This window comes from Limosilactobacillus agrestis (assembly GCF_014145585.1).
In the GTDB taxonomy this organism is placed as follows: domain Bacteria; phylum Bacillota; class Bacilli; order Lactobacillales; family Lactobacillaceae; genus Limosilactobacillus; species Limosilactobacillus agrestis.
The window spans coordinates 1-23,440 of the sequence record NZ_JACIVF010000029.1 but is presented as its reverse complement, the minus strand read 5'-3'; the positions used below and the strand labels follow the sequence as shown (position 1 = coordinate 23,440).

At 39.1% G+C, this 23,440-nt stretch carries 19 protein-coding genes, 6 tRNA genes and 1 rRNA gene; 1 reads left to right on the top strand and 25 read right to left on the bottom strand.

The window, feature by feature from the left end; genetic code table 11:
• Positions 1-212: 212 nt before the first annotated feature.
• A complete protein-coding gene (locus H5R88_RS02020; RefSeq protein ID WP_182600134.1) occupies positions 213-1,079 on the bottom strand; it encodes an alpha/beta hydrolase in 867 nt (288 codons plus the stop codon).
• The gene (locus H5R88_RS02015) at positions 1,054-1,803 is read right to left on the bottom strand and encodes a 2,3-bisphosphoglycerate-dependent phosphoglycerate mutase (protein WP_182600133.1); all 750 of its coding nucleotides are present in this window, start codon (positions 1,801-1,803) and stop codon (positions 1,054-1,056) included. Before H5R88_RS02015 ends, H5R88_RS02020 begins: the two co-directional genes overlap by 26 nt.
• Positions 1,804-1,933: 130 nt before the next feature.
• Between H5R88_RS02015 and H5R88_RS02010 the strand changes: the two genes are divergently transcribed.
• Positions 1,934-3,703, top strand: a complete 1,770-nt coding sequence (locus tag H5R88_RS02010; RefSeq protein WP_182600132.1) for a putative glycosyltransferase family protein — start codon at positions 1,934-1,936, stop codon at positions 3,701-3,703.
• Positions 3,704-3,801: 98 nt separating this feature from the next.
• On the opposite strand, the gene H5R88_RS02005 is transcribed toward H5R88_RS02010, so the two are convergent.
• The 23 genes from H5R88_RS02005 to rrf form a co-directional block, all read right to left on the bottom strand.
• A complete protein-coding gene (locus tag H5R88_RS02005) occupies positions 3,802-4,761 on the bottom strand; it encodes a beta-galactosidase small subunit (RefSeq protein WP_182600131.1) in 960 nt (319 codons plus the stop codon).
• Entirely contained in the window at positions 4,745-6,631 is a 1,887-nt protein-coding gene (locus H5R88_RS02000; protein ID WP_182600130.1) for a glycoside hydrolase family 2 TIM barrel-domain containing protein, read from the bottom strand. Before H5R88_RS02000 ends, H5R88_RS02005 begins: the two co-directional genes overlap by 17 nt.
• A gap of 159 nt (positions 6,632-6,790) precedes the next feature.
• Positions 6,791-6,876: transfer RNA gene (locus H5R88_RS01995), tRNA-Leu, on the bottom strand.
• A gap of 57 nt (positions 6,877-6,933) precedes the next feature.
• A complete protein-coding gene (locus tag H5R88_RS01990; protein ID WP_182600129.1) occupies positions 6,934-7,386 on the bottom strand; it encodes a SprT family protein in 453 nt (150 codons plus the stop codon).
• Positions 7,379-9,556, bottom strand: coding sequence for a Tex family protein (locus H5R88_RS01985; RefSeq protein WP_182600128.1), 2,178 nt, complete (start codon positions 9,554-9,556; stop codon positions 7,379-7,381). The genes H5R88_RS01990 and H5R88_RS01985 overlap by 8 nt, the downstream gene beginning before the upstream one ends.
• 65 nt (positions 9,557-9,621) lie before the next feature.
• On the bottom strand, positions 9,622-10,449 hold the full coding sequence (nadE, locus tag H5R88_RS01980; protein ID WP_182600127.1) for an NAD(+) synthase: 828 nt from the start codon (positions 10,447-10,449) through the stop codon (positions 9,622-9,624).
• 12 nt (positions 10,450-10,461) lie between these two features.
• A complete protein-coding gene (locus H5R88_RS01975; RefSeq protein WP_182600126.1) occupies positions 10,462-11,928 on the bottom strand; it encodes a nicotinate phosphoribosyltransferase in 1,467 nt (488 codons plus the stop codon).
• A 61-nt stretch (positions 11,929-11,989) separates the two neighbouring features.
• On the bottom strand, positions 11,990-12,691 hold the full coding sequence (locus tag H5R88_RS01970; RefSeq protein WP_003666262.1) for a GntR family transcriptional regulator: 702 nt from the start codon (positions 12,689-12,691) through the stop codon (positions 11,990-11,992).
• Between the two features lie 146 nt (positions 12,692-12,837).
• Complete coding sequence (locus H5R88_RS01965) at positions 12,838-13,557, bottom strand: aspartate/glutamate racemase family protein (protein ID WP_182600125.1); 720 nt, start codon at positions 13,555-13,557, stop codon at positions 12,838-12,840.
• Between the two features lie 33 nt (positions 13,558-13,590).
• Complete coding sequence (locus H5R88_RS01960) at positions 13,591-15,240, bottom strand: aspartate-alanine antiporter-like transporter (RefSeq protein ID WP_182600124.1); 1,650 nt, start codon at positions 15,238-15,240, stop codon at positions 13,591-13,593.
• Between the two features lie 92 nt (positions 15,241-15,332).
• Entirely contained in the window at positions 15,333-16,730 is a 1,398-nt protein-coding gene (locus tag H5R88_RS01955; RefSeq protein ID WP_182600123.1) for an MFS transporter, read from the bottom strand.
• Between the two features lie 118 nt (positions 16,731-16,848).
• Entirely contained in the window at positions 16,849-17,493 is a 645-nt protein-coding gene (locus H5R88_RS01950) for a P-loop NTPase family protein (protein WP_182600122.1), read from the bottom strand.
• A gap of 90 nt (positions 17,494-17,583) precedes the next feature.
• Positions 17,584-17,655 (bottom strand) — tRNA-Gln (locus tag H5R88_RS01945).
• 10 nt (positions 17,656-17,665) lie between these two features.
• Positions 17,666-17,748 (bottom strand) — tRNA-Tyr (locus H5R88_RS01940).
• Between the two features lie 99 nt (positions 17,749-17,847).
• The gene (locus tag H5R88_RS01935) at positions 17,848-18,678 is read right to left on the bottom strand and encodes a metallophosphoesterase (protein WP_182600121.1); all 831 of its coding nucleotides are present in this window, start codon (positions 18,676-18,678) and stop codon (positions 17,848-17,850) included.
• Positions 18,679-18,736: 58 nt separating this feature from the next.
• Positions 18,737-20,236 carry a peptide MFS transporter gene (locus H5R88_RS01930; RefSeq protein WP_182600120.1) on the bottom strand — a complete coding sequence of 500 codons (1,500 nt, stop codon included), beginning with the start codon at positions 20,234-20,236 and terminating at the stop codon, positions 18,737-18,739.
• Between the two features lie 212 nt (positions 20,237-20,448).
• The gene (locus H5R88_RS01925) at positions 20,449-21,144 is read right to left on the bottom strand and encodes a lipocalin/fatty acid-binding family protein (RefSeq protein ID WP_182600119.1); all 696 of its coding nucleotides are present in this window, start codon (positions 21,142-21,144) and stop codon (positions 20,449-20,451) included.
• A 150-nt stretch (positions 21,145-21,294) separates the two neighbouring features.
• Positions 21,295-21,621 (bottom strand): DMT family transporter, encoded by a 327-nt coding sequence (locus H5R88_RS01920; RefSeq protein ID WP_182600118.1) that lies wholly within the window; start codon positions 21,619-21,621, stop codon positions 21,295-21,297.
• Entirely contained in the window at positions 21,618-22,046 is a 429-nt protein-coding gene (locus H5R88_RS01915) for a MarR family winged helix-turn-helix transcriptional regulator (RefSeq protein WP_182600117.1), read from the bottom strand. Before H5R88_RS01915 ends, H5R88_RS01920 begins: the two co-directional genes overlap by 4 nt.
• Positions 22,047-22,173: 127 nt before the next feature.
• Positions 22,174-22,246 (bottom strand) — tRNA-Asn (locus tag H5R88_RS01910).
• Positions 22,247-23,031: 785 nt separating this feature from the next.
• A tRNA-Thr gene (locus tag H5R88_RS01905) sits at positions 23,032-23,104 on the bottom strand.
• Positions 23,105-23,263: 159 nt separating this feature from the next.
• Positions 23,264-23,336, bottom strand: a tRNA-Asn gene (locus tag H5R88_RS01900).
• Between the two features lie 5 nt (positions 23,337-23,341).
• Positions 23,342-23,440 (bottom strand): 5S ribosomal RNA (gene rrf / locus H5R88_RS01895); the annotation flags it as partial.

Genomic DNA, 23,440 nt, shown 5'->3' with positions numbered 1-23,440 from the left:
TTGAATTTGCGCCTTATGCATTTATTCCCGATTACGTTAGCAGTTACTCAACTAAAAGTAAGCACGCCAAATTGTGGGTCGCATAAGACGCGATCCACAACAACAAACAGTAGCGTTAATTAATTGTTTGTTAAACATGACGTGTTCCTCCTAACTTAGTATGTTGAAATCATAACTTATAAAAAATAAGTTGTCAATATAATTGCTAAAATTTATTTAAATTGATCGTCAAGAAACTTCTGCACAATATTATAAATAGTTGGACTCCAAAAGTCCCGTTCATGGTTTGCCCCCTTAATTCGATACGCTTCAACAGAGTTTCCATTATTCTTCAACCGCATATACATTTTTTCCATTTGTTCATACGGCACCACTTTATCCGCATCGCCGTGGAACAATAAGAATGGCGGATAATTTTGCCCATCTTTGACTTGATGTAAGGGACTCATCTGTTTTTCAATTGCTGGCCACTTTGATACGTCAGGTCCCAATAAGCAATATTGCAATAGCTTATTTCCCGGAACGTTAGCATTATACTCAAAGGTCTTCTCCACGTCCATTGGTGCAAAACAACTAACCACAGCATCAACTGCATCAGATTCGTCTTGATAAAGGTCAACCTTGTAGCGCGAATCATCTCCCGTTAAGCCGACTAACATTGCCGCATTGGCCCCAGAGGAAGTTCCCCAAATTGCAACCTGTTGCGGATCAACTGCATATTTTTGCGCATTTGCCCGCAAGAAGCGAATGGCAGTCTTAACATCTTGCAAAAAGGCCGGAAATGGGTGTCCATCGATTGAACTACGATGTTGAACAGTCGCCACAATATAACCTGCTCGAACAAATTGCACCAGTTGGGGAATTTCTTCGCCCATTGTTGGGGTTCGCCACGAGCTTCCTTGAACAAAAACAATCAATGGTCGGGGCTCAGTTTGATATTGTTTTGGGAAACGTTGCGTCCACGGTGCTAAGATCGACATATGTAATGCCTCCCCATCCATTGCACCATAAACAATATTTTCAATTAAGCGTACTTGGCCGCTTAACGTTGGGTTATTTGCTAATTCGTGTATTGTCATCAATTTCACCATCCATTGTTATAAAAGTCTTTTTAATGACATTAAGATGATCATCAAAGCGATATAAAATTGGCTTTCCATTTGGAACTTCCACTTTATCAATATCATCATCTGAAATACCATCTAAATATTTAATTAGTGCCCGCAAAGAACTACCGTGGGCAACAATTAACTGATTATGTCCATCGATTAAACGAGGCGCAATATGGTCTTGCCAATATGGGAGGAGTCGTTGGAGCGTCATTTCTAAACTCTCACTAAGCGGAATCTTAACTCCTAAGCGATCATAACGGCGATCATGCTGACGTTCTTTTAATTGTGGCGGTAAGTCTTTAAAACCTCGTCGCCACTTATGAAGCTGTTCTGCACCAATTTCTTTCTTCACTTCATCTTTATTTCGACCACTCAATGCCCCATAATGACGTTCGTTTAGTCGCCACGTTTTATGGACAGGAATATATAACTGATTAATTTCTTCTAGGATAATATTAGTCGTCATGATTGCCCGTTCCATGTAGGACGTATATGCATCACTGAATTGGATACCTAGTTTTAGTAATTCCTTACCGACTAATTCACCCTGCTTAATTCCTTTAGGGGTCAACGGAACATCAGTCCAGCCGGTAAAAATATTATCACGGTTAGCCTGACTTTGCCCATGACGTACAATTACTAATTCTGCCATTTTTTCACTCCCCTTTATCACTACCTTATAATAGCGCATTTTACTAGTGCTTAACAATCAAACTAGCTGTAGAAGATTATTTTACAGCCGACTTTTCTGCCGTATAATTATTAAGGTAAGTATTTGAGGAAAGGAAAAATTAAACTAGTTTAGTTTAATTCTCAATTTTATGAAATCTAAAATTGCTAATCTAATTAATTGGGGGTTGCCGTACTGTGCTATTGCTGCAATGGCCTATTTAATCATGTTCCCCCAGCTTGTATCACACAGCGTTATTTTAGGGACCGACTCCATTTTTCACTTTAACCGTTTTTATGATGCTGCTAAGCAAATTCAACAGCTCAATTTCAGCTATTTTCAAAGTAATTATAGTTTTCAGCAAAGTGGCCGCATCATCAATGCTGTTTATGGGCCCCTCTTTGCGTATTTAAATGGAGCTATTCTTGGAGTAGTAGGAACCTGGTATCAATATCAGATTGTTACTACCTTTATCGTCTATCTAGTGGGTGGAATTGGCATGTATCAGCTTGGTATCCGTGTCCATTGTAAACGTACATTTGCAATTATCTGTGCCCTAATTTATATGAACATTGGTTGGCTTCCACGATGGGAGTTAGCTCAGAACATGAACGCATGGGGAGCTGCTCTGGCCCCCTATATGGTAATTTGTGGAGTGCGCATGCTCCAAGACCACCAAAAGCCCGTTAACTGGTTACAATTAATGACCCTAATGACGATTATTATCCAGGTTCATATGCTAAGTTCTTTATTTTTTGTAGTCACCCTAATCCCGTTCTTTATTATCGGTTTAATAATAACGACTAACCGGAAGAAAATGTGGTGCGAAACATTAAAAGCAGTCGGTGGAACCGTTATTTTAACAGCCAATGTCTGGGGAGCCTTATTAATGCTTAACCTCCACAATAATATTGCCCATCCTGCCGATTTTAGTCTCGCAGATAATGTATTATTACCTTCAATATTTAGCAATACACGAGATTACCTAATCTACGCAATGTGGATTCTGTTTATCTTTCAACTCATCTACGTACTATTCACTTTCAAAAAATCACTTATTAATACAATACTGACATTACTTGGTTCTTTAATCTTATTACTTAGTTCTTTTCTTACTCCTTGGTCACTTTTTCAAGATGTTATCCCCGCTCTTGGCCACACTTTGCAGTTCCCTAACCGTTTAACAATTATTGCCTTCCCTCTTTTGCTTGCAGGAGTTGGGATCAGTGCCACTACTCTTGATAAAAAGGTCCAAGAGAGGGGCCTGCAAAATCAATTAATCACCGGAATTCTCTTACTAATGGTCTTTTTGGTCTTTACTCCTACAACAATTGATGTTTATAAACGAGCAGCACGCTATGACTCAGAAATTGTGCTTAATAGTTTTAGTGCGATTACCCGAGTAAGCGAAAATAAGGCCGCACTACGACACTCCGTCCATGATCTTTACCCTGGTCAATTGTTAACGATGGTTGAAAAGAGAAGTCCTGACTATTTGCCAATTCCGAAGAAGTATATGAATCAAAAATATGTTCGTTCTTATGCTTACGAAGGACAAATCATTAACGAAGCACATAAATATACTCATACTGTCTTGTCTCATGGGGGATTGCAATTATCATGGGAAGCTGGAAAAGCTGGAAAAGTTCGTTTACCAATTATTACATATTACGAATCACAATTAACGGTTAATGGTCATCTACTTCACCACTATCAGCGATCCTCAGTTGGGGCTCCTTACATTCGGCAGCGTAAAGGGAAAAATACTGTTACCCTCTATTTTAAGCAAGCTAGATGGTTCACCGCTTTATTAGCAATTTCATTAGTTGGCCTTAGCCTGCTTGCAATTTATGGTCTCTATTATTTCTTCACCCATATTAAGAAATACTTCCAGGAGATTATAGCTGGACAAATTAATTAAAACAAAAAGGTCTCTAACGTTCGATTTTACCGGGGCGTTAGAGACCTTTGCTATACAACCTTTTATGAATATAGAGGCTGGGAAAATAATCCAACCTCTTATTTTGCATTCAATACAAACGAAAACTCAACATCACGGTCGGCAGGAATATGATACTGTTCTTCAGCATCTGCACCCCAACTATCAATTCCACCGACACCACGAACTGCCCCCGCGACAACAAGGACCGTTCGGCGTGCGAGTGGTAACTCTTCGATGTGTGTTGCATTTTCTAATTCCTCAGCTGTATACGGTAAACAACTAAAAGCAAATGGTTGCTCGGCTTGCTTAATAGTTAAGCTAAATGGTTCACGAGAATGATCAGCATTATTTTGAGTGGAATCACGAGTAATTGTTAATGCGCGAGTATCCATATGCATTCCATTTTCCTGAGGGACTAAATACTTAGTAACCGGTAAACCATCAACATGGAAGGTGCCCTCAGTCGCTCCTGCCATCCGGTCGGGGTAAGTTTCACCGGATAATCCTTGATAGTCAAAGCCGTTAGCAACTGTTGGCATGATAAAACGCATTCCTACTACGGGGAGGCTTGGTAAGTCTTCATGACCATAATAGTGCATCATTACTTTAATCTCACCATAGCCGTTAACCTCATAAGTTAAAGTGACTTGCGTAGCCGGAACTGTTAGCGTCTCAAAAGTATACTTAATTTTGACGTTCTCAGCAGATACCGGATCACTAAATTCATTGGTTATCGGCGCAATAGGTAATTCAGCAAAGTGTTGGTTATCAACTGTCAGGTCAATCCCAACACACTTATGGAAAGTATCCGCTGCTAACCACTGAGCAGACCGAATATTAAAGTCGCTTCCCCGGTCATTATCAGTGGTTGCCCGCCAAAACGTCGGCATTGGTTCACGATATAGCCATTCTTTACCGTTTAGTTTAAGCGATTCTAATCCACCACGCTCATAGCTAAAAATATAATGAAAGCCGTCACTACTAAGTCCTAACGTCGCATCACCATATATCACGCGTAATTTATTTGTGTAAGCCATAGTAGTATCTTACCTCCTGCATTGCTGGCTTCGGTGTCCGATCAGCAAACATCAAGCCATCTCCCGAGAATTCGTAATCTGAGTGACGATCATCGAAATCACCACCGTAGCGCATCACTTCTTGCCCACTTATCGGATCCTTAACAAGGAGGGCTTGGTCAATAAAGTCCCAAATGAAGCCACCAAAGTATTGTGGGTATTTATCAAGTAAGGAAATGTACGAACCCATTCCACCATCGGAATTTCCCATATCATGCATGTACTCACATTCCATAAATGGCTTATCTGGATTGTTCTTCAGGTACTCCTCAACTTCTTTAGGTGGTAAGTACATCCAGCTTTCAACGTCTGAGATCCGATCACGGTATTCAGGAGTATGACAAACCCCTTCATAGTGAACAAGCCGACTATCATCATGCTTCTTATAGAATTCATTCATTTTGACAATATTATCGCCAGCATATGATTCATTACCTAACGACCAGAATAAAATCGACGTATGGTTCTTAAATGTTTCATAGTTAGTTCGTGCCCGATCTACTACTACGTCACGCCATTGCGGAACTGAACCAGGGACGTTATATGATGGTTCAATTGCCCCCATCTTTTGCCAGGTAGCATGAGATTCCAGATTATTTTCGGCCATCATGTAAATTCCGTTATCATCACAAAGGTAATACCACGGAATCTGATCTGGATAGTGACACGTCCGGACAGCATTAATATTATTTTTCTTAAAGGTGTGAATATCGCTCGTCATATCATCCATCGTGATCGCACGGCCCCGTTTAGCATCCCATTCGTGACGGTTAACACCATTTATGATTAATCGTTGACCATTTAATAGGACAACATGATCGTTATTAATTTCAATTCGCCGAAAACCAAAACGGTACGGAATAAGTTCGACTAAATTACCTTCATCATCACGAATTTCAATCAATAATTGATAAAGGTAAGGATCGTGGTTATCCCATAAGTGAACATTTTCTAAAAATTGATCCTGAACTTTTACCGTAGAGTCAACAGGATGAGTTTCATTGATGAGCGTATTACCATCGTTGTCGAAAACCCGCACATTAACATTCCCAGTCTTTTCCCCGTGAAGTTGCAGGTCAACATTAAAAATACCATCCTGATAATTATCGGTAACAATTGGTCGAATATTAAGGTCTTCAACATGAATAAATGGTTGAGCTAACAGGTTTACACTCCGGAAAATTCCAGAAAAACGGAACATATCCTGATCTTCAATCCACGAGGCGGTACTGTGTTTAAATACTTCTACAGCCAAAACATTATCTTCGTCTTGAATGTAAGGAGTCAGGTCAAATTCAGATGGCGTAAAACTATCTTCAGCGTAACCAATAAAGTGACCATTAAGCCAAACATACATGGCACGTTCGACACCATCAAAACGAATACGAACCTGCTTTCCCCGTAAGGAAGAGTCAAGGTCAAATCGTTTCAAATATTCGCCAACAGTATTATCATCCCCATTGCTAAACGATCCTTCCTGACCATCATCAGGACTAAGGGCATATGCGGGACGACGGTAAATCTTACCTTCCCACGGAATCAAAGTGTTAATATAATTATTTTGAGCGTAATTATTTAGTTCAATCTCACTAGGAACTTCGATTGTTCCAAAACTGCTGCTATCGTAATCTATCTTATAAAAATCTTCTTCACGTTTACGCGGGTTTTCAGCAAAGTTAAATTGCCATTGACCATCCAAGTTTTGTACAAACCGACTGTTATTATGACGCCATTCATTATAGTTACCATAATAATAATGGTCACTATGAGCAGGTAATTGATTAACCCGGAAAGTTTCTGGATCATCAAGCCATTTGATATCTGCATCCATTAATAAATTCCCTCCTCGTTACTAACGATAACGCCTTAAGTATAGCGCTTTCATTGTTGAGATAGCAAGAGAAGGAAGTAAAATTTGCGTAAAGTTTATTAATAAAAATTTTTAAACACAAAAAGCACTGAGTAAATATTACTCAGTGCTTTTAAATAGTGCGGCCGAGAGGACTTGAACCTCCACGGTCATAATCGACCATAAGATCCTTAATCTTACGCGTCTGCCAGTTCCGCCACGGCCGCATATCAACCAACGAATATTATTATAGCAAGATCTCTATTCGCTGGCAACAACTTTTTTTAATTTTTCAAAATAAATTTGTGTCCGCATCGACGACAAACGTATCGTTGGGTATTGAAACGCCGTTGTCGCGCAATTTTAACACCACAGCCGGTACATATATAATGCCATTTTTTCTTGGAATTTACCTTTCTTTTACTAGTTAGTGGCGCATATCTTGATCCCCCAACCTGTGCCAATAGGGCCTTAAATTCTCTACTGCGATGGTGATAATCCATTCCTAATAAATGTAGATGATAATGGCACAATTCATGAAGGACCACTTGGCGAAGGTTATAAAGATCAAATTCAGTATACATTAACGGATTGATATCAATATGGTGGTCACTTAAATGATAACGTCCACCGGTTGTTTTTAACCGTCTATTAAAAAATACCTTGTGCGTAAATTCTCGCCCAAAGTATTCTTTTGACCACCGTTCGGTCAATTGTTGTAATTCAGCATTAGTCATTTGTGACTGTCTCCGGTTCAAGCATTGTTAATTGAATGCGCTGACGCTTCAAGTCAACATCATCAATCCACACGTCCACAATATCACCAACGGCTACGATTGCCCGTGGATCACGAATGAACTGCTTACTCATCTTTGAAACATGAACTAGTCCATCGTGTTTAACACCGATATCAACAAAGGCCCCAAAGTCGACAACATTTCGAACAGTCCCTTGGAGTTTCATTCCTGGTTTAAGGTCTTCAATTGTCATCACATCATGACGTAACAATGGTGCCGGCATTGAATCACGAAGGTCTCGACCTGGCTTTTGTAATGAAGAAATAATATCAGTAACAGTTTCGATTCCTACTTGGTCATCTGTAAATTGATTAATATCGACTTTCTTCAATTTATCATCAGCGCTTGGCGTTCCCAACTCATCCATATTAACACCAGCGGCCTGAATGATTTTTTCTGCAACCTGGTAACTTTCTGGGTGGACATCAGTATTATCAAATGGATTTTCTCCACCAATAATTCGTAAGAAGCCAACAGATTGTTGATAAGCTTTAGGCCCTAACCGTGGCACTTTCTTTAGCTGCGTTCGGTTTGTGTAACGTCCATTTTCATCTCGATAGGTAACAATGTTTTTTGCGATCGTTTTATTAAGTCCGGAAATACGAGTCAATAACTGGTAGCTGGCTGTGTTGAGGTTAACACCAACCCGATTTACTGCCCGTTCAACGATTGTTTCTAGTTCGTCACTCAATTCTTTCTTCGGTAAATCGTGTTGGTATTGGCCAACTCCCACTGCTTGTGGATCAATCTTGACTAATTCCGCAAGCGGATCTTGCAAACGACGACCGATACTAATCGCGCTTCGTTGTTCAACATGCAGGTCAGGAAATTCATCACGTGCTTCCTTACTTGCAGAGTAGACAGAGGCACCAGCTTCATTTACGATTACATAATAGATTGGCCGTTTGATCTTTTTAAGAGCTTCGGCAACAAACTGTTCTGATTCCCGACTAGCTGTCCCGTTACCAATCGCAATCATTTCAACGTGGTACTTCTCTAGTAAGTCAATAAACTCATTTTCTGCTGTCGCCCGTTGCTTTTCTGGCGCCGGCTTGTGTGGATAGATAACTGCTTTAGTTAAAAATTTTCCATTTTCATCAAGGACCGCCAACTTACAGCCAGTTCGGTAAGCAGGATCAAAGCCTAACACAACTTTTCCCTTAATTGGGGCTTGCATCAATAAATGATAGAGATTTTCACCAAAAACCTTAATCGCTTGTTCATCAGCGCCTTCTGTTAATTGTCGCCGCAGTTCCCGTTCAACTGCTGGACCCAAGAAGCGCTTGTAAGCATCCTTGTAGGCTTCTTCAATAAAGGCAGTCGCATCGTTTTTCTTACTAGTTTTGATCAAACGGAAACGAAGATAATTCATTACTGGTTCTTCATCTAAAATGATTTTTACGTTAATAATCCCTTCTTTTTCTCCACGATTAAAGGCCAAGATTTGATAAGAATTTAATTTTTGAACTGGACTAGTGAACTCATAGTACTGCTTGTAAGTCCCTAGTTCATCTTTTTCTTCCCCACCACGTTTTACATTTGTCTCTAATTGACCATGTTGGGCAGTATAATTTCGTAACCAGCTTCGGACCGTGGCCATTTCACTAATTGCTTCGGCTAAAATTTCATGCGCCCCTGTTAATGCACTTTCAGCATCAGGAACATCATCAGTAATAAACTCTTGCGCCTTCGCACTTAAATCATCATCAGGGTAAGATAACAGCCAATTTGCTAATGGTGCCAAGCCATGTTCACGAGCCTTCTGGGCCTTTGTCTGCCGCTTTTGCTTATATGGCAAATAAAGGTCTTCCACTTCTTGCAATTCGGTTGCACTGTTAATTTGCTTTTCGAGCGCCGGCGTTAGCTTACCGAGCTCTTTAATTTTATTGATAACTGTTGCTTGCCGTTCCCGTAAGGTAGTTACCCGATGATACTCGTCCCGAATAGCTTGCAATTGAACTTCATCAAGCGTTCCCGTCATTTCTTTACGGTAACGGGCAATAAAAGGAATCGTATTTCCCTCATCCATCAATCCGAGAGCCGCTTTAATTTGTTGAGGGCGAATATCTGGTAACTGTTTACTAACAAGTTGAAGTGTTTCTTCTTCCATTGTCATCCTCCTTAAAACCAGTAAAGAGACTGGGTTGATTCCCAGCCTCCCATTTTATAATCAATTTACTTCCACCAAGTATCATATGGTGCAATCGGTAAGTGACGCTTATGTTGTGTTCGCCGATACCAGCCTTCAATTTTTTCAGCAGCTGCTGGCGAAACTTCATGACCTTCTAAATAGTCGTCGATTTCATCATAGCGAACACCAAGCGCTTCTTCATCCGGACGCATTGGTTTGTCTTCTTCCAAGTCCGCAGTTGGTGTTTTATTATAAAGCATTGCGGGAGCTCCTAAGGATTGTAATAGGGCTTTTCCTTGCCGCTTATCCAAGCCAGAAAGTGGTGTAATATCTGCGCCACCATCCCCAAACTTAGTATAAAAACCCGTTACTGCTTCAGCGGCGTGATCAGTTCCTACTACTGCCCCTTTATTTTCTCCGCCAATCGCATATTGGACAATCATCCGTTCGCGAGCTTTAATGTTGCCCTTATTAAAATCGCTAATTGGCGTGCCTGCTTCATTTAGGGATGCCACCATCGCATCAGTCGCCGCCTTAATGTTAACCCGCATTATTTTATCAGGTTTAATAAAGTCATTAATTGCAAACATTGCGTCCGATTCATCAGCCTGCTCACCATATGGAAGTCGGACTGCAATAAATTGGTATTCATTGTCGCCAGTCTCTTCTCGCAGCTTTTCGACGGCCAATTGTGAAAGTCGGCCCGCTAAACTTGAATCTTGTCCGCCAGAAATCCCTAATACCAGTGTCTTCATCTTAGTGGTTTGGAGAAAATCACAGATGAACTGAACACGCTTAGTTACTTCTGCTTGGGAATCAATTTGTGGTTTAACCCCTAATGCATTAATTATTTCTTCTTGATACTTTCGCACGACAAACTACCTCTACTTATTCAATGATTTAACGTATTCATGAACCTGGTGAATTAATTTAAGTTTATTATCATAGCATTTCTGCGATAAATCGACTGGATATACTTCTGGGTTTAAATCGCGTTTATATTCATCCCATAAAGCATTTAAGCTGTCAAAACGGTGTTGACGACTTTCCTCTAAGGTTGGCTCGCCATAAACATACTTGCCATCTTGCCAAATTGGCTTCAGCATTGGCCGGGCCGTAAAATCCTCCACGTCCTTTTGCTGGAGCGGGAAGTTTGGGTTAAACATATTGAGTGATTTTTCATTACGAGGATCCTCATCAACCAATGTAATATAGTCCCCTTCACTCTTGCGATCTGCCCGATCATTAATTCGCCATACTTGTTTCTTACCGGGAGTTGACATTTTTCCTACATTATTAGAGATTTTAATCGTGTCAACAAGCCGGCCATTTGCATCTTCAATCGCTACTAATTTATATACTGCTCCTAAAGTTGGTTGATCGTAGGCAGTAATTAATTTAGTTCCGATTCCCCATGTATCAATTTTGGCGCCTTGCATTTGCAGGTTTTGAATCGTCTTTTCATCTAACCCATTAGATGCAATGATTTTTGCGTCTGGGAAGCCAGCATCATCTAGCATTTTCCGAACTTTTTTAGATAGGTAAGCCATATCACCACTATCAATCCGGACACCGATAAAATTAATTTTATCACCAAATTCCTTGGCAACCTTAATTGCGTTTGGCACCCCGCTCTTTAAGGTATCAAAAGTATCCACAAGAAAAACACAATCATGGTGCGTTTCAGCGTAGGCTTTAAATGCGTCATAATCATTCATGTATACCTGTACAAGGGCATGGGCATGGGTTCCGGAGATCGGGATCCCAAATAATTTACCTGCACGGACGTTACTTGTAGCATCAAAACCACCAATGTATGCTGCTCGTGTTCCCCACAAAGCCGCATCCAATTCCTGTGCCCTACGTGAGCCAAATTCCATTACAGTTTGGTTGCCGACAATCGACTTAATCCGTGAAGCTTTTGTCGCAATCATAATCTGATAATTAAGAATATTTAAAATTGCTGTTTCAATCAATTGTCCTTCAATAATCGGCGCATCAACTTGAATAATCGGTTCATGGTTAAATACCAAATCTCCTTCTTCAAAGCTGCTGATTGAACCCGTAAATTTAAAGTTACGTAAGTATTCTAAAAAGTCATCGTCAAATTGATTCGTAGACTTTAAATATTCAATGTCGCTATCAGTAAAATGTAATTGTTTTACATAGCGAATAATGTGATCTAACCCGGCAAAAACAGCGTACCCATTATCAAATGGCATTTTACGAAAGAAGGCCTCAAAGACAGCACGACGGTCACCCATTCCTTTTTTCCAGTAGGTCTGCATCATACTCAATTCATACGCATCAGTATGAAGGGTAAGGCTATCATCCGGATAATCAAATTTCATTAGTATAATTCCTCTCAAAAGTAATATCGTTAATCAGTATTGTAACATGGATTTGTCTTGATTACTTTTCAAAGACAAATTCAAACCGCGATCCAACATATTGAGTATGGACATATTCAAATGGACGACCATCTTGTAAGTAAGATAATTGGGTCATTCGTAAGAGAGCATCCCCTCGCTTAATCTGCAAGTAGTTAGCAATCTTTTCTGTCGCCTTCGTTGCTGAAATATGCTGGGTTGCATGACCAGGATAAAGGTTTGCTTTTTTTTCTAGTGTCCGATAAAAAGACGTGGTAATTTCTTCCTTACTAAATTTTTGAACAAGGTTAGCAGGAACAGTTGCAATTTCATAACAAATTGGCACATCATTTCCATAACGAACCCGTTCCATTCGTAAAACCTGTTCATCTGGGGCTAACTTTAATTTTTCAACCTCTGTTTGCGAAGGGATCGTCAAGTGGTAAGAAATCGTCTTACTAGCAGCTTTCTTCCCTGTCGCATGCATTAATTCAGTAAAGCTCGTTATTCCTGACATTTTTTCTTGAACTTTACGATTTGCGACAAAAGTTCCGGAGCCAACTCTTCGCTCAAGAATTCCTTCATCAACCAATGCTTGAATTGCTTGCCGGAGAGTCATTCGACTGACACCGAAGTCATTAGCGAGTTCGCGTTCAGCGGGAATTTTATCGCCAACTTTCCACTCACCATCTTCAATGTTTTGTCTTAACTGATTGTGAATTTGAATATAAACAGGTGAACTCATTTTCTTTCCTCCTTACGCCATAGATATTGCGCATGTGTATATTTTACACCATCCCAAAAATCTAGACCAATTTCTTGAAATATCACCAAAAGATTAATAAAAATTAGAGACCGTGGAAATCACTTTCTTCCCCCAGTCTCTAATTTTTAATTTTTATTATTTTGTCGTAATTTCAATGCTCGTTCAAGGGAGCGATCAACAATAATTGATTGCGAATCGGCAACAGGGTATGCAGTTTCAGGGTCCATCTCTTCCGCAAAAGATAATTCAGTACAACCTAAAACGACTACATCTGCTCCTTGTTCTTCAATCATTTTCCGCACTAGCTCATGATACTTGTTGCCATCAGAATGACCAGCCTCTTTAATATCATGGTAAATCAAGTCTTCTGTCATCTCGGCAATCTCAGGAGTAGGCTTGATAAGTTCATACCCAGCCTTCTCAATATAAGGATCATATAAGTTAGCTGCCAAAGTTCCCTTAGTGGCTAATAGACCAACCCGCTTTGCATCCGGCTTAATCTTCTTTATCTCATTAACTGTTTCTTGCAACATGTTGAGAATTGGAATTTCCGTTACTGCCTGTAACTTATCAAAAGAGTAATGGGCTGTATTACAAATCAAGACAAAGAATGCAGGATTCAAAAGACTTTGCTGTTTAATATCTTCAATCAGGGCTTCATTAGGATCTGGTTGACTATGATCAAGAATCCATGTAGTACGATCAGGAACGGTTGCATGGTTAACAACTAAATAGTTTAAGTAATCTTGATCACGATGAATTGGCGTTCTCTTATCTAACAGACGTACATAACTTTCTGTTGCCAGCGTCCCCATTCCACCTAAAATTGTAAAAAATTGTTGCATTATAATTTTGCACGCCCTTTCTAAGCGAATAAATTATGATAGTAGTGCCACAAAAATCGGCCCTAGTAATGTAATTCCAATATTACCAACTACAAACGCCGGAGTAAAGGCAGCCGCATAATATGCTCCACCTTCCGGACCTGCCTTTTGCGAAATCTCATTCATGGCTGCTGCAATCGTTCCTGAACCAGTTAACGCGCCAATTAAAGCAAGAGGTTCCATTTTCAACACATAGCGTCCAAAGAACAGTGTTAGCAAATGTGGCATTATCGAAATCATCGCCCCAACAAACAAGACCCCGATACCTAACGACTTAATTGCACTTGTAAATGCTTGAGCTGATTGCAAACCGACTGTCCCCACAAAAAGCGTTAGTCCAAAACTCTGAAGAAAACTAGTTACCGTTACAGGGATAGATTTACGGTCACGATGACGTTCAATCCACGAACTCAGGATTAGTCCCATAATTAAAGCCGCCGTTCCATTTCCCAGTTGCAACGGAATACTGTTTAATTTTAGCCCGATAATTCCTAAAAGGGAAGCACAACCGATTCCTAAAGAAAACAAAGAATAATTTATTGCTGTATCTGCAGCTTTCCAGCGTCCCATCTTTTTCAAAATTGCCTTTGTTCGCGAAGTATTACCAGTTAGCGAAATCACATCTCCTGGCCGCAACTGGTTAATCAACTGTTGGCTCCCACTGATTGGGTCCTGAATATTTACAAAGACTCCATGTTGCCTAAGAAGTGCTAACTCCCCCGGTTTAAAGTTTTTCCCTAGGACAAAGGCTCGTTCACGAGGAGCATTGGTCGGCGTCAAAACTTCAGTTAATCCTGGTACTCGCATTAATCGATCAAAATGAACGGCATAACCAATAACAGTTAGCAAGTCACCAGCCTGTAATTGATATTCAAGGTGGTCAGTCATTTTGCCATCATGAAAAGCAGCTAACCCAATAATTCGGTAATTAGACCGCCAATTAAATTCTTCAAGCGTTTTGCCAATAAGTGGCGAATCAGTCGCAATCCGATATGTACGCCGCCAAGTTGGGTTAGGATTTTTCGCATGAAAGTGATAACGTTCGGCCATTTTAGGACCTTGTTCAGCAATCGAAATCCCTAACATTTTAGGTGCAAGGTCACGTAAAAAGATAATTATCCCTAATGTTCCAAAAACATACGTTAAAGCATAGGCAACTGGTAGCTGAGCCTCATAAGTTGCTCTGACACTTTGACTAACTGGTAAAGATCCAATCGTTTGCAACGAACTAGCAACAGTAGCTGACTGGGTAAGGGCCCCTGAAATAACTCCGGCAGCGATCCCCGGTCCAATCTTAAAGGCAGAAAAAAGACTCCACCCAACTAGAAACGCAACAACCATCCAGAAAATACTAGCGATTAAAATGCGAACCCCAAATAATTTTAAACTAACTAATAACTGGGGCCCGATCCGATAACCAACAGAGAACATGAAGGCACCAAAGAAAATCGTTCCTAGCATTTCATTCCGGGGAAAACTTCCAATCTGCCCCACGATTAAGGTTACAATTAATGTCCCCACCGTCGCTCCAATATTAAATTTACCCGCAATTTTATAATTTCCAATCAAAAAGCCAATTGCCAGACAAATAAACAGTGTAAAAACCTGATTGCTCACCATAAAGTGAACGATAGAATGTGTCATTTTAACTTATAGTCACTTTCTTAAAAAACTTATAATAACTTGTATTAATTAAGCCACATTATACATTCTTATTAGACTAATTCAACCACTTATTATGAAATACTTTCCTTCTTTTGTTGCATACGATAGTTAGTGATCATTATTAACAAAGTAATGATTGCTAAAACTCCTAATAAGATAAAGTCAAATCGTCCCCCGGCATACGTACGTCCTATCATTGAACCACTGTTGCCCATTTGGAATAAAGCAATTGTGGATGCAAGGAGACTAGTCCCCAGTGAGCCAGCAAATTGTTGAACCATATTAAAAATCGAATTTACATCGGGGGCATTTTGCGGTTGAACCAACATTGAAGCATTGGAAATTGTATTAGAAAAAGCAAAGTTAAACCCTATTCGCAAAATAACAAAGAAGATCGTTATTAGTAATGGTGTTAAATCACGTTGAAAAATACCGAAGCAACTTGTGCCAATAACTAAAAAAATCCCCCCAAAAATTACTGGCGTAGCAAAGCCATAACGATCAGCCAGGGTTCCGGCAAATGGCGAGATAAAAGCGCCGATTAATGACCCGGGAAATAAAATAAGACCCGCTACAATTGCAGAAGAGTGCAAAACATATTGAACGTAAATAGGAATAACAAGCGAAATGCCAATATTAATAAACTGTAAATTAAAATAAGTGACAGTTGATAGACGTAACGGGACAACCTTAAATACCTTTAAGTCAAACAATTCTGATTTACCATGATTATTGATATAGATAAAGGCGCTAAAGAAAATAATTGCTACTAATAATAAAAGCCAAAATTGCTTTCCAAATCCTTGTTTTCCAATTGATGAGACAGCACTAATTATACTAATAAGGGCAATTGCCAACGTAATTAAGCTTCCATAACTAAATGCTTTATCATTTCCAAGTGGTTTATTACGAATAAAAAGTTGACCACAGACAAGACTAATCAAAACAATTGGTAGTAAAATCCAAAAGATCATCCGCCATGATAGCATTTCTGAAACGACACCACCATATGTTGGACCCAGCGCTGGTGCAAACGAAATAACCATTGCAGCCAATCCAGTCATCATTCCAATTCTTTCACGCGGAATCTCCGTAAAAATCAAATGGAACATGATTGGTGTTGCTAACCCCGTAGCAATCGCTTGAATCAATCTCCCCGTTAACAAAATAGGAAAATTACCAGTCAGAGCACACAGCAAGTCGCCAACAATAAAAAATGATACCGCAAATAAGTGCAACCAACGCGCTTGATACTGGCGCAATAGATAGGCAGTCGTCCCCATCGTAATTGTTACCATCAATAAATAACCAGTTGTAATCCACTGAATAACGTCAAGCGATACGTTAAACTGAGCAGATAATTCTGGATATGTGACATTCATCGATGTTTCATTCAAAATTCCGATAAACGTTAATAATGCAAGTGAACCAATTGCGAGATAAATACGTGAATTGTTTTTTTCTGCCATTGCTTTTCACTTCCTCCTTTAAAATCAAAATAAAAAGAGCCACGGTGATAAAAACTCCACCACAGCTCTGCAATAACGATTTAATTCTACCAAGGAAGCAGAAGGAAAGTCAACGCCATTATTTTTCTGCTAATTTTTTTAGCCAACCTTTTGTTTCCTCATCTAGGTCAGGAGCAATTTCAAATTTAAATGGTGCCAATAACAACCGTACCTTGTCCCATTCAATTGTCTGCTCATGATAGATCGTCGTTAGCATCATCGTCGCCATCTGATCCTTCCTATTTTGATCAGCTCCTGGCTGCTTAATAAATGTAATTGCAGTAATCTTTCTTACCAATAACTTCGCAATTAACGTCTCCATTTCCTGCGTTGTGACTATTCGCCTAATTCGTAGACGCTTTTTTAATGGGACTGCAGGAAGTTCTTTTTGCAAAAATTTTTGAAGTAAATCCCATTCTTCCAAAATCGCTGGATAAAATTGCCAAGGTACCCGAGCATTAAGGCTCATTAGTAAATTCGGAATGATCACCTGTAAATCTCCATTATCCTCTTGTAAAGAATCACAAATTTCAATCAAGAAGCGTTGAACAGTTTCTTGAGCCCCAGATTGAACCCTCTTCTTAGCTGTTAAAGCAAAGCGAACCACTAGGAAGTCTGTTAACTGTTCATCATCAATGATTGCACCCGTTGCATTGCGTTTCACCTTGAAATCATTTAGTTGTTTAGTTCGTATGCTTTTAGCAAAATGACCTTGTTTAGGCATTAGCTGTCATTCCTTTTTTATATAATTTAAAATTTTTGAACTAGAAAAGGCTAAGAAAAACAAATGTTTTTCTTAGCCTTTTAATAACAGTTGGGCTAGCTGGATTCGAACCAGCGCATGACGGTACCAAAAACCGTTGCCTTACCGCTTGGCTATAGCCCAATAATAAAGATGGAGGAGGGTGGATTCGAACCGCCGAACCCGAAGGAACGGTTTTACAGACCGTCGCGTTTAACCAGACTTCGCTACTCCTCCAAGAAGTTGCTTGATCAAATATTCCGTATCAATCAACGTTTATTATAATACCTAATTTCTAATCTCATTGCAAGTGTTTTTTCTTATTTTTTTGAAAAACTAGATTTTTTTAGTATAAAGGCGATTAATCCATTGATCTAGCAGGCTTGTTCCTTTCCATTCTCCACCACTTTTACGTTTAACCCCAACTGCTTGATTATGATATTCAATATTTTCAACGGTAATTAATGGCCTAACATAATGAAGATGCCCATAGAAAACTTTTTTCACTTCTGGGAATCTAGCTAGTAACGCTCCTAAGTATTTACTGCCCAACATTGCTGTCGTCATCTCCCACATCCGTTGACGCCGTGCTGACTTAATAAGCGGATGCGAGAGAGCTTCTCTAATCGGTGCAAAGTGAGTCATAAAGATAACCCGTTTATTCTCAAGGCGGGCTTGTTTTAAGGCCCTTTCAACTTCATGTAAAACAATTACCATTCGTTCTGGATCATTCATCGGTTGTATAATTAGACGATCCACCCAATATGCCCGTTTCCATCGTGTGACCTCAGCTGCCTTACTTTCATACGTTGAAAATGAATAATCATACCAGCCATTATTACCAATAATCCGCCAATTTGTTTCGGGAATATCGATAGAACGATTATGGAAATATAGGTCATCATCTAAATTTTCTAATTGTTCATAAGTGACCCCTTTTAACATATCATGGTTACCAGCAAGATAATGCACCTTTGTGGTAGGCAATTGCGATTGCAGTTCCGCAAAATATGCTCTGGTTTGCTCAAAATCATTAAAGGCATCCCCCACAAAAAAGTAATGGTCAATTCCTTGACGGGTTAAATAATGCGCCTGTTGAGAAACAAATTCCGCAACATTAACATGGTTTAAATCTAAATGAAGGTCACTGCTTACTGCGATTTTCATAACTCACCTCATAAAAAAAGAGACCAAGAATTATTCTCGATCTCTTAATATATAATTTTTAGTCTACACCATCCATCAAACCATGAATCTTCTTAACGAATAAGCAAAGAATCAATCCGAAGACGATACTTACAGCCCCGATAATTAAGAAGTATGGAACTTCGGTAGCTGATGAGTAGTACTTAACAACTTGGGCATTAACCGCTTGTCCAGCAGCATCAGCCAAGAACCACATACTCATCATTTGAGACCTAAATGCCTTTGGTGCAAGTTTAGTAGTTACTGAAAGGCCAATCGGTGAAATCAACATTTCGGCAATTTCAACGATGAACCATGAACCAACTAACCAAAATGGGCTAACCCGTCCAGCAGTTGTTCCATGAATCATAGCAGGAAGAGCCATCCAAACATATGAAAGACCCGCAATTACTAACCCAGCAGCAAACTTACCAGGAGCACTCGGTTGTTTTTTCCAGTGATCCCAAAGCGTAACGAAGAATGGGGTCAAGAGCATAATGAATAGTGGGTTCAATGTTTGGAAGTTAGCAGCAGCAAAGTGCCAACCACCAATATGTAAAATAGTCCGTTGTTCAGCAAAAAGGGCTAAGACAACTGAACCTGATTCTTCAATTGCCCAGAAGATAGCAGCAGCAATGAAAAGTGGAATGTATGCAACAACCCGTGATTTTTCATCCTTTGTAACCTTCTTGGAATTCAACATCATTACAAAGTAGTAAATTGGTAAAGCAATAGCAATAACCGTAATAATTGTAATGATATTATTGATGTTTAGTTGTCCCATTGCAGCAAGCAAGCCAAGAATAATTACTAATGCAATAACACCAACAATTGACCAAATAATTACTGGACGTAAACTTTCCTTATCGATCGGATCATCAGGATATAAGCTGTCTTTTGAAAGATACTTCCGACCGTCAACTACATATTGAACTAAACCAAAAAACATTCCGATCGCAGCTAGTGAGAAACCAGCGTGGAAGTTCATTTCACCATGGAAAAGGTTTAAGCCAAAACCATTAGCAGCCCAAGGGACAGCCCAAGGAGCAACAGCCGCACCTAAGTTAATTCCGAAGACGAACATACTAAAGCCAGAATCTCGACGACGATCTTCAGGACTGTATAAGCCCCCAACCATTTCTGAAACATTTGGCTTTAATAACCCGGTACCAATAACAATCAAAGCGATTGATACATAAAGTGCTGACACACCAAATGGTAATGCCAAAACAATATGCCCAAACATAATAAGGACACCACCGATGAAGACCGTTCGCCGTGATCCCCATATACGGTCAGAAAGCCACCCACCAATTACACTAGCTAGGTAAACTAATGAACCATAGATTGACATAATTGATGCTGCAGTAGCCTGGTCCATTCCCAAGCCACCCTTAGTAACCGCAAAGTACATATAGAATAGAAGGATAGCCCGCATTCCGTAGTAACTAAAACGTTCCCACATTTCAGTGAAGAACAATGTCGACAATCCACGCGGTTGTCCAAAGAAGGAGGTATCCAAATTCTTTTGTTTACTCATACAATTCCTCCAAATAATTTCACTTTTCAATTAGCACAATGTTAATTGAATACGTATTCTAAACATTAAAAAACTTTAACAATAAAATTCAGAATAGTACTATTATAAACGTGTCTCGAAACATCGTCAATTGAAAAATAAGTTTTTGATGAGAACGCAAACGCATGTATGAGCTATAATTGTTTATTTTATTAAGTTTGTCGCTAAGATTATTAATTAGCCGAAGTATCTCCATCAATAACCGGACGTGGATAAACTTTTCCGTGTCGAACAATGGCATATTCAGTTCCATTATCATCAACAAAGGCCCAACCCTCATCTGGTTCAGATAGGTCAGTTGTGGCCTTCAAATTATCAATCTTACTGGTGTCTTTGTGGTGATCACTCGCCCATTTCTTAAGTGCTGCTCGTGCATGAGTCGATGATTCCTTAGAATTAGTATTCCTAGATGTAGAATTATTTGTTTTCGTATGTTGCTCTTTCAAGAACCTATCGATATTAAAATCACCATGAACTCTAGTAAATGATTGATTAGGCCACTCATTATTACCTACGAGGCTCAAATTATCTTTATTTAGCCGCGCATCGATCGGCGTATGATAATTACTATCATTCAGGTTAATGATGTAATTCTTCTTTTCCTTCTTCCAGGTTAATTGATCATGAATATCAGCCTGCGTCGGATTTGCCATTACATATGTCCCAGTCCCATCTGAATTAAGGATAATAGCTGCTCCATCGGCATCATCACGATAAGAGCCAACAATCTGTGCTTCTTGTTTCTTTACTGACGAAATTCGGGAACTACTACTCTTGTTGTTTGCATTAGACTCATTACCACAACCACTAACACAAATGCTAAGCGTAAATACGCTTGTCGCTAATAACATTGCCTTTTTGAATTGCATTATTAACCCTCCGTTCTCCAAAATATATACCAGTCTAACTATAATTTAGTATATTATTATTACATATTTTATACAATTTTTTTGATAATAAGAAGGCAACATAAAAACGAGAACCTGAATAAGAAATTTTTTCATACAAGTTCTCGTATTTTAATGGGTACTTCCAAAAAGATTGACAACAATTACACCAGCAATAATTAACGCCAAGCCAAGTATATGAACCGGCTGCATCGCTTCACGCCAAATTAGGACTCCGATAAGTGACGTTAAAACAATTCCTGCTCCTGACCAAACTGCATAGGCAACATTAAGACTCATTCCTTGCTTAAGGGCAAAGGAAAGAGCTATAAAGCAAACTCCATAAAGTAATAGGCTTAAAATGCCAATGCCAAGTTTGCTAAAACCATCTGATACTTTTAGGAGGGTCGTTCCTACTACTTCACCAATAATTGCTATTACTAAATAAAGGTAACTCATTTTCTCACCTGTTCTTTCATTTTTCCAATCAATTCTGCATTAATCTTATTTAATTGTTCGACCTTAGCTATGCCAACTTCTACCATTGCGCATCGTTCAACTGTATGAATCGCATTTAAAATCTTTATTGCCCATTTTTGACCTGCAGCTGTCAATGTAATTACTCGGCTACGTTTATCAGCAGGATTAGTCTTTGAAACCATTATTCCCTGCTGAGTTAATTTTTGTACCATTGAGCTTATTGTTTGCTTAGACAGCCCAGTATCTAAAACTAGTTGTCTATTAGGCGCATAAAACTTATGACACTCTAATGCTAACAACATTGATAACTCACCAAACGTTATGTTGTTAGCCATGGCGATCTGTTGGTAAATCCGATTAAACGACTGCCAATCACGTTCATACTGCCTAATAGCGCTCTCCATTTCATTTCTCCTCGTATTTTATAATTTTAAAAAGATTATTAGTTGTCTATTCTAATAGAACATATAGTCCTACTTCGGACAATTTATTTAAAAAAAAACGCTAGCCAGCAGCTAACATCTTTATAAACTCCGGCAGTCAGACTCGAACTGACGACAACCTGATTAACAGTCAGGTGCTCTACCAACTGAGCTATGCCGGAATAACTTAACGGATATAATTATATATTATCTCGTTATGCCCGTCAAGTTAATTTGAAATTTGTCGAGAAATATTTTCAAAATGTTTTCTCTCTGTTTACTTAGTAAGTTTAGTATATATACCCCAAAAGTAAAGAATAATCATTATGGAACAATTATAAAAAAACGTCACCAATTATCAACACAAGCTTAATATGACTCAACAACAATTAACAGAATTAAATAACTTATCAATTTATTTTTCGCCTTGAGCATGGTGGTTTAAACAATGCTAGGTCAATTACCCTGTAAAACTTATCAACGGCTCTTGGTATTTTAATAGATGATTTAATGAATAAAGGGACAGAAGGAAGACTACAATTAACTAAACTGATTAATAAATTTAAAAGTTATGGTAATTCTCAATTAAGTAAAGTCATTCTTGAACTTCTCAACAAAAATAATGATGGTGCAACAATCTTGCTCTTGTTTGTAAGTATCGTTTTATAAAGATATTGCCGTAATCAAAAGAGATCCAAGCAGGATGCCATAAATAAAAACGGAGTCTTAATTTATCATTTTTGGTAGTCCATGACCCTCTATTGACTGCTTATAACTTCCAAAAATTTTTCATTACACACAGCCGGTTGTGTGTGCAGCGCATTTATATTTTCGTAGGAAGTATCTTCTGTCAACCATACAAGTTGACAGATATCCAGATATTCACTTTAAGTATACAAAAAAGCCTACATAATAAGCTTTGTCAGCCTAATCTGTAGACTTCTAATTGGTTATAAATCCTTTATAATGCCAACTAGAGGAATCGAACCTCCGACCTTCTCTTTACGAGGGAGATGCTCTACCGACTGAGCTAAGTTGGCAATCTAACAAACATTAATATTATATCATGCTAATCAACCAGTGAAAACACTTAATTCAAATTAATAGCTAAAATTCCAGACAATTTATAACAGCGATTATATCATTATGTAAAATAAAAAAGTATCGATTACCATAAGTATCGATACTTTTAACATAAACTCCGGCAGTCAGACTCGAACTGACGACAACCTGATTAACAGTCAGGTGCTCTACCAACTGAGCTATGCCGGAATAATGCATGGCAACGTCCTATCCTCGCAGGGAGCGATCCCCCAACTACTTTCGGCGTGTTGAAGCTTAACTTCTGTGTTCGGCATGGGTACAGGTGTATCCTT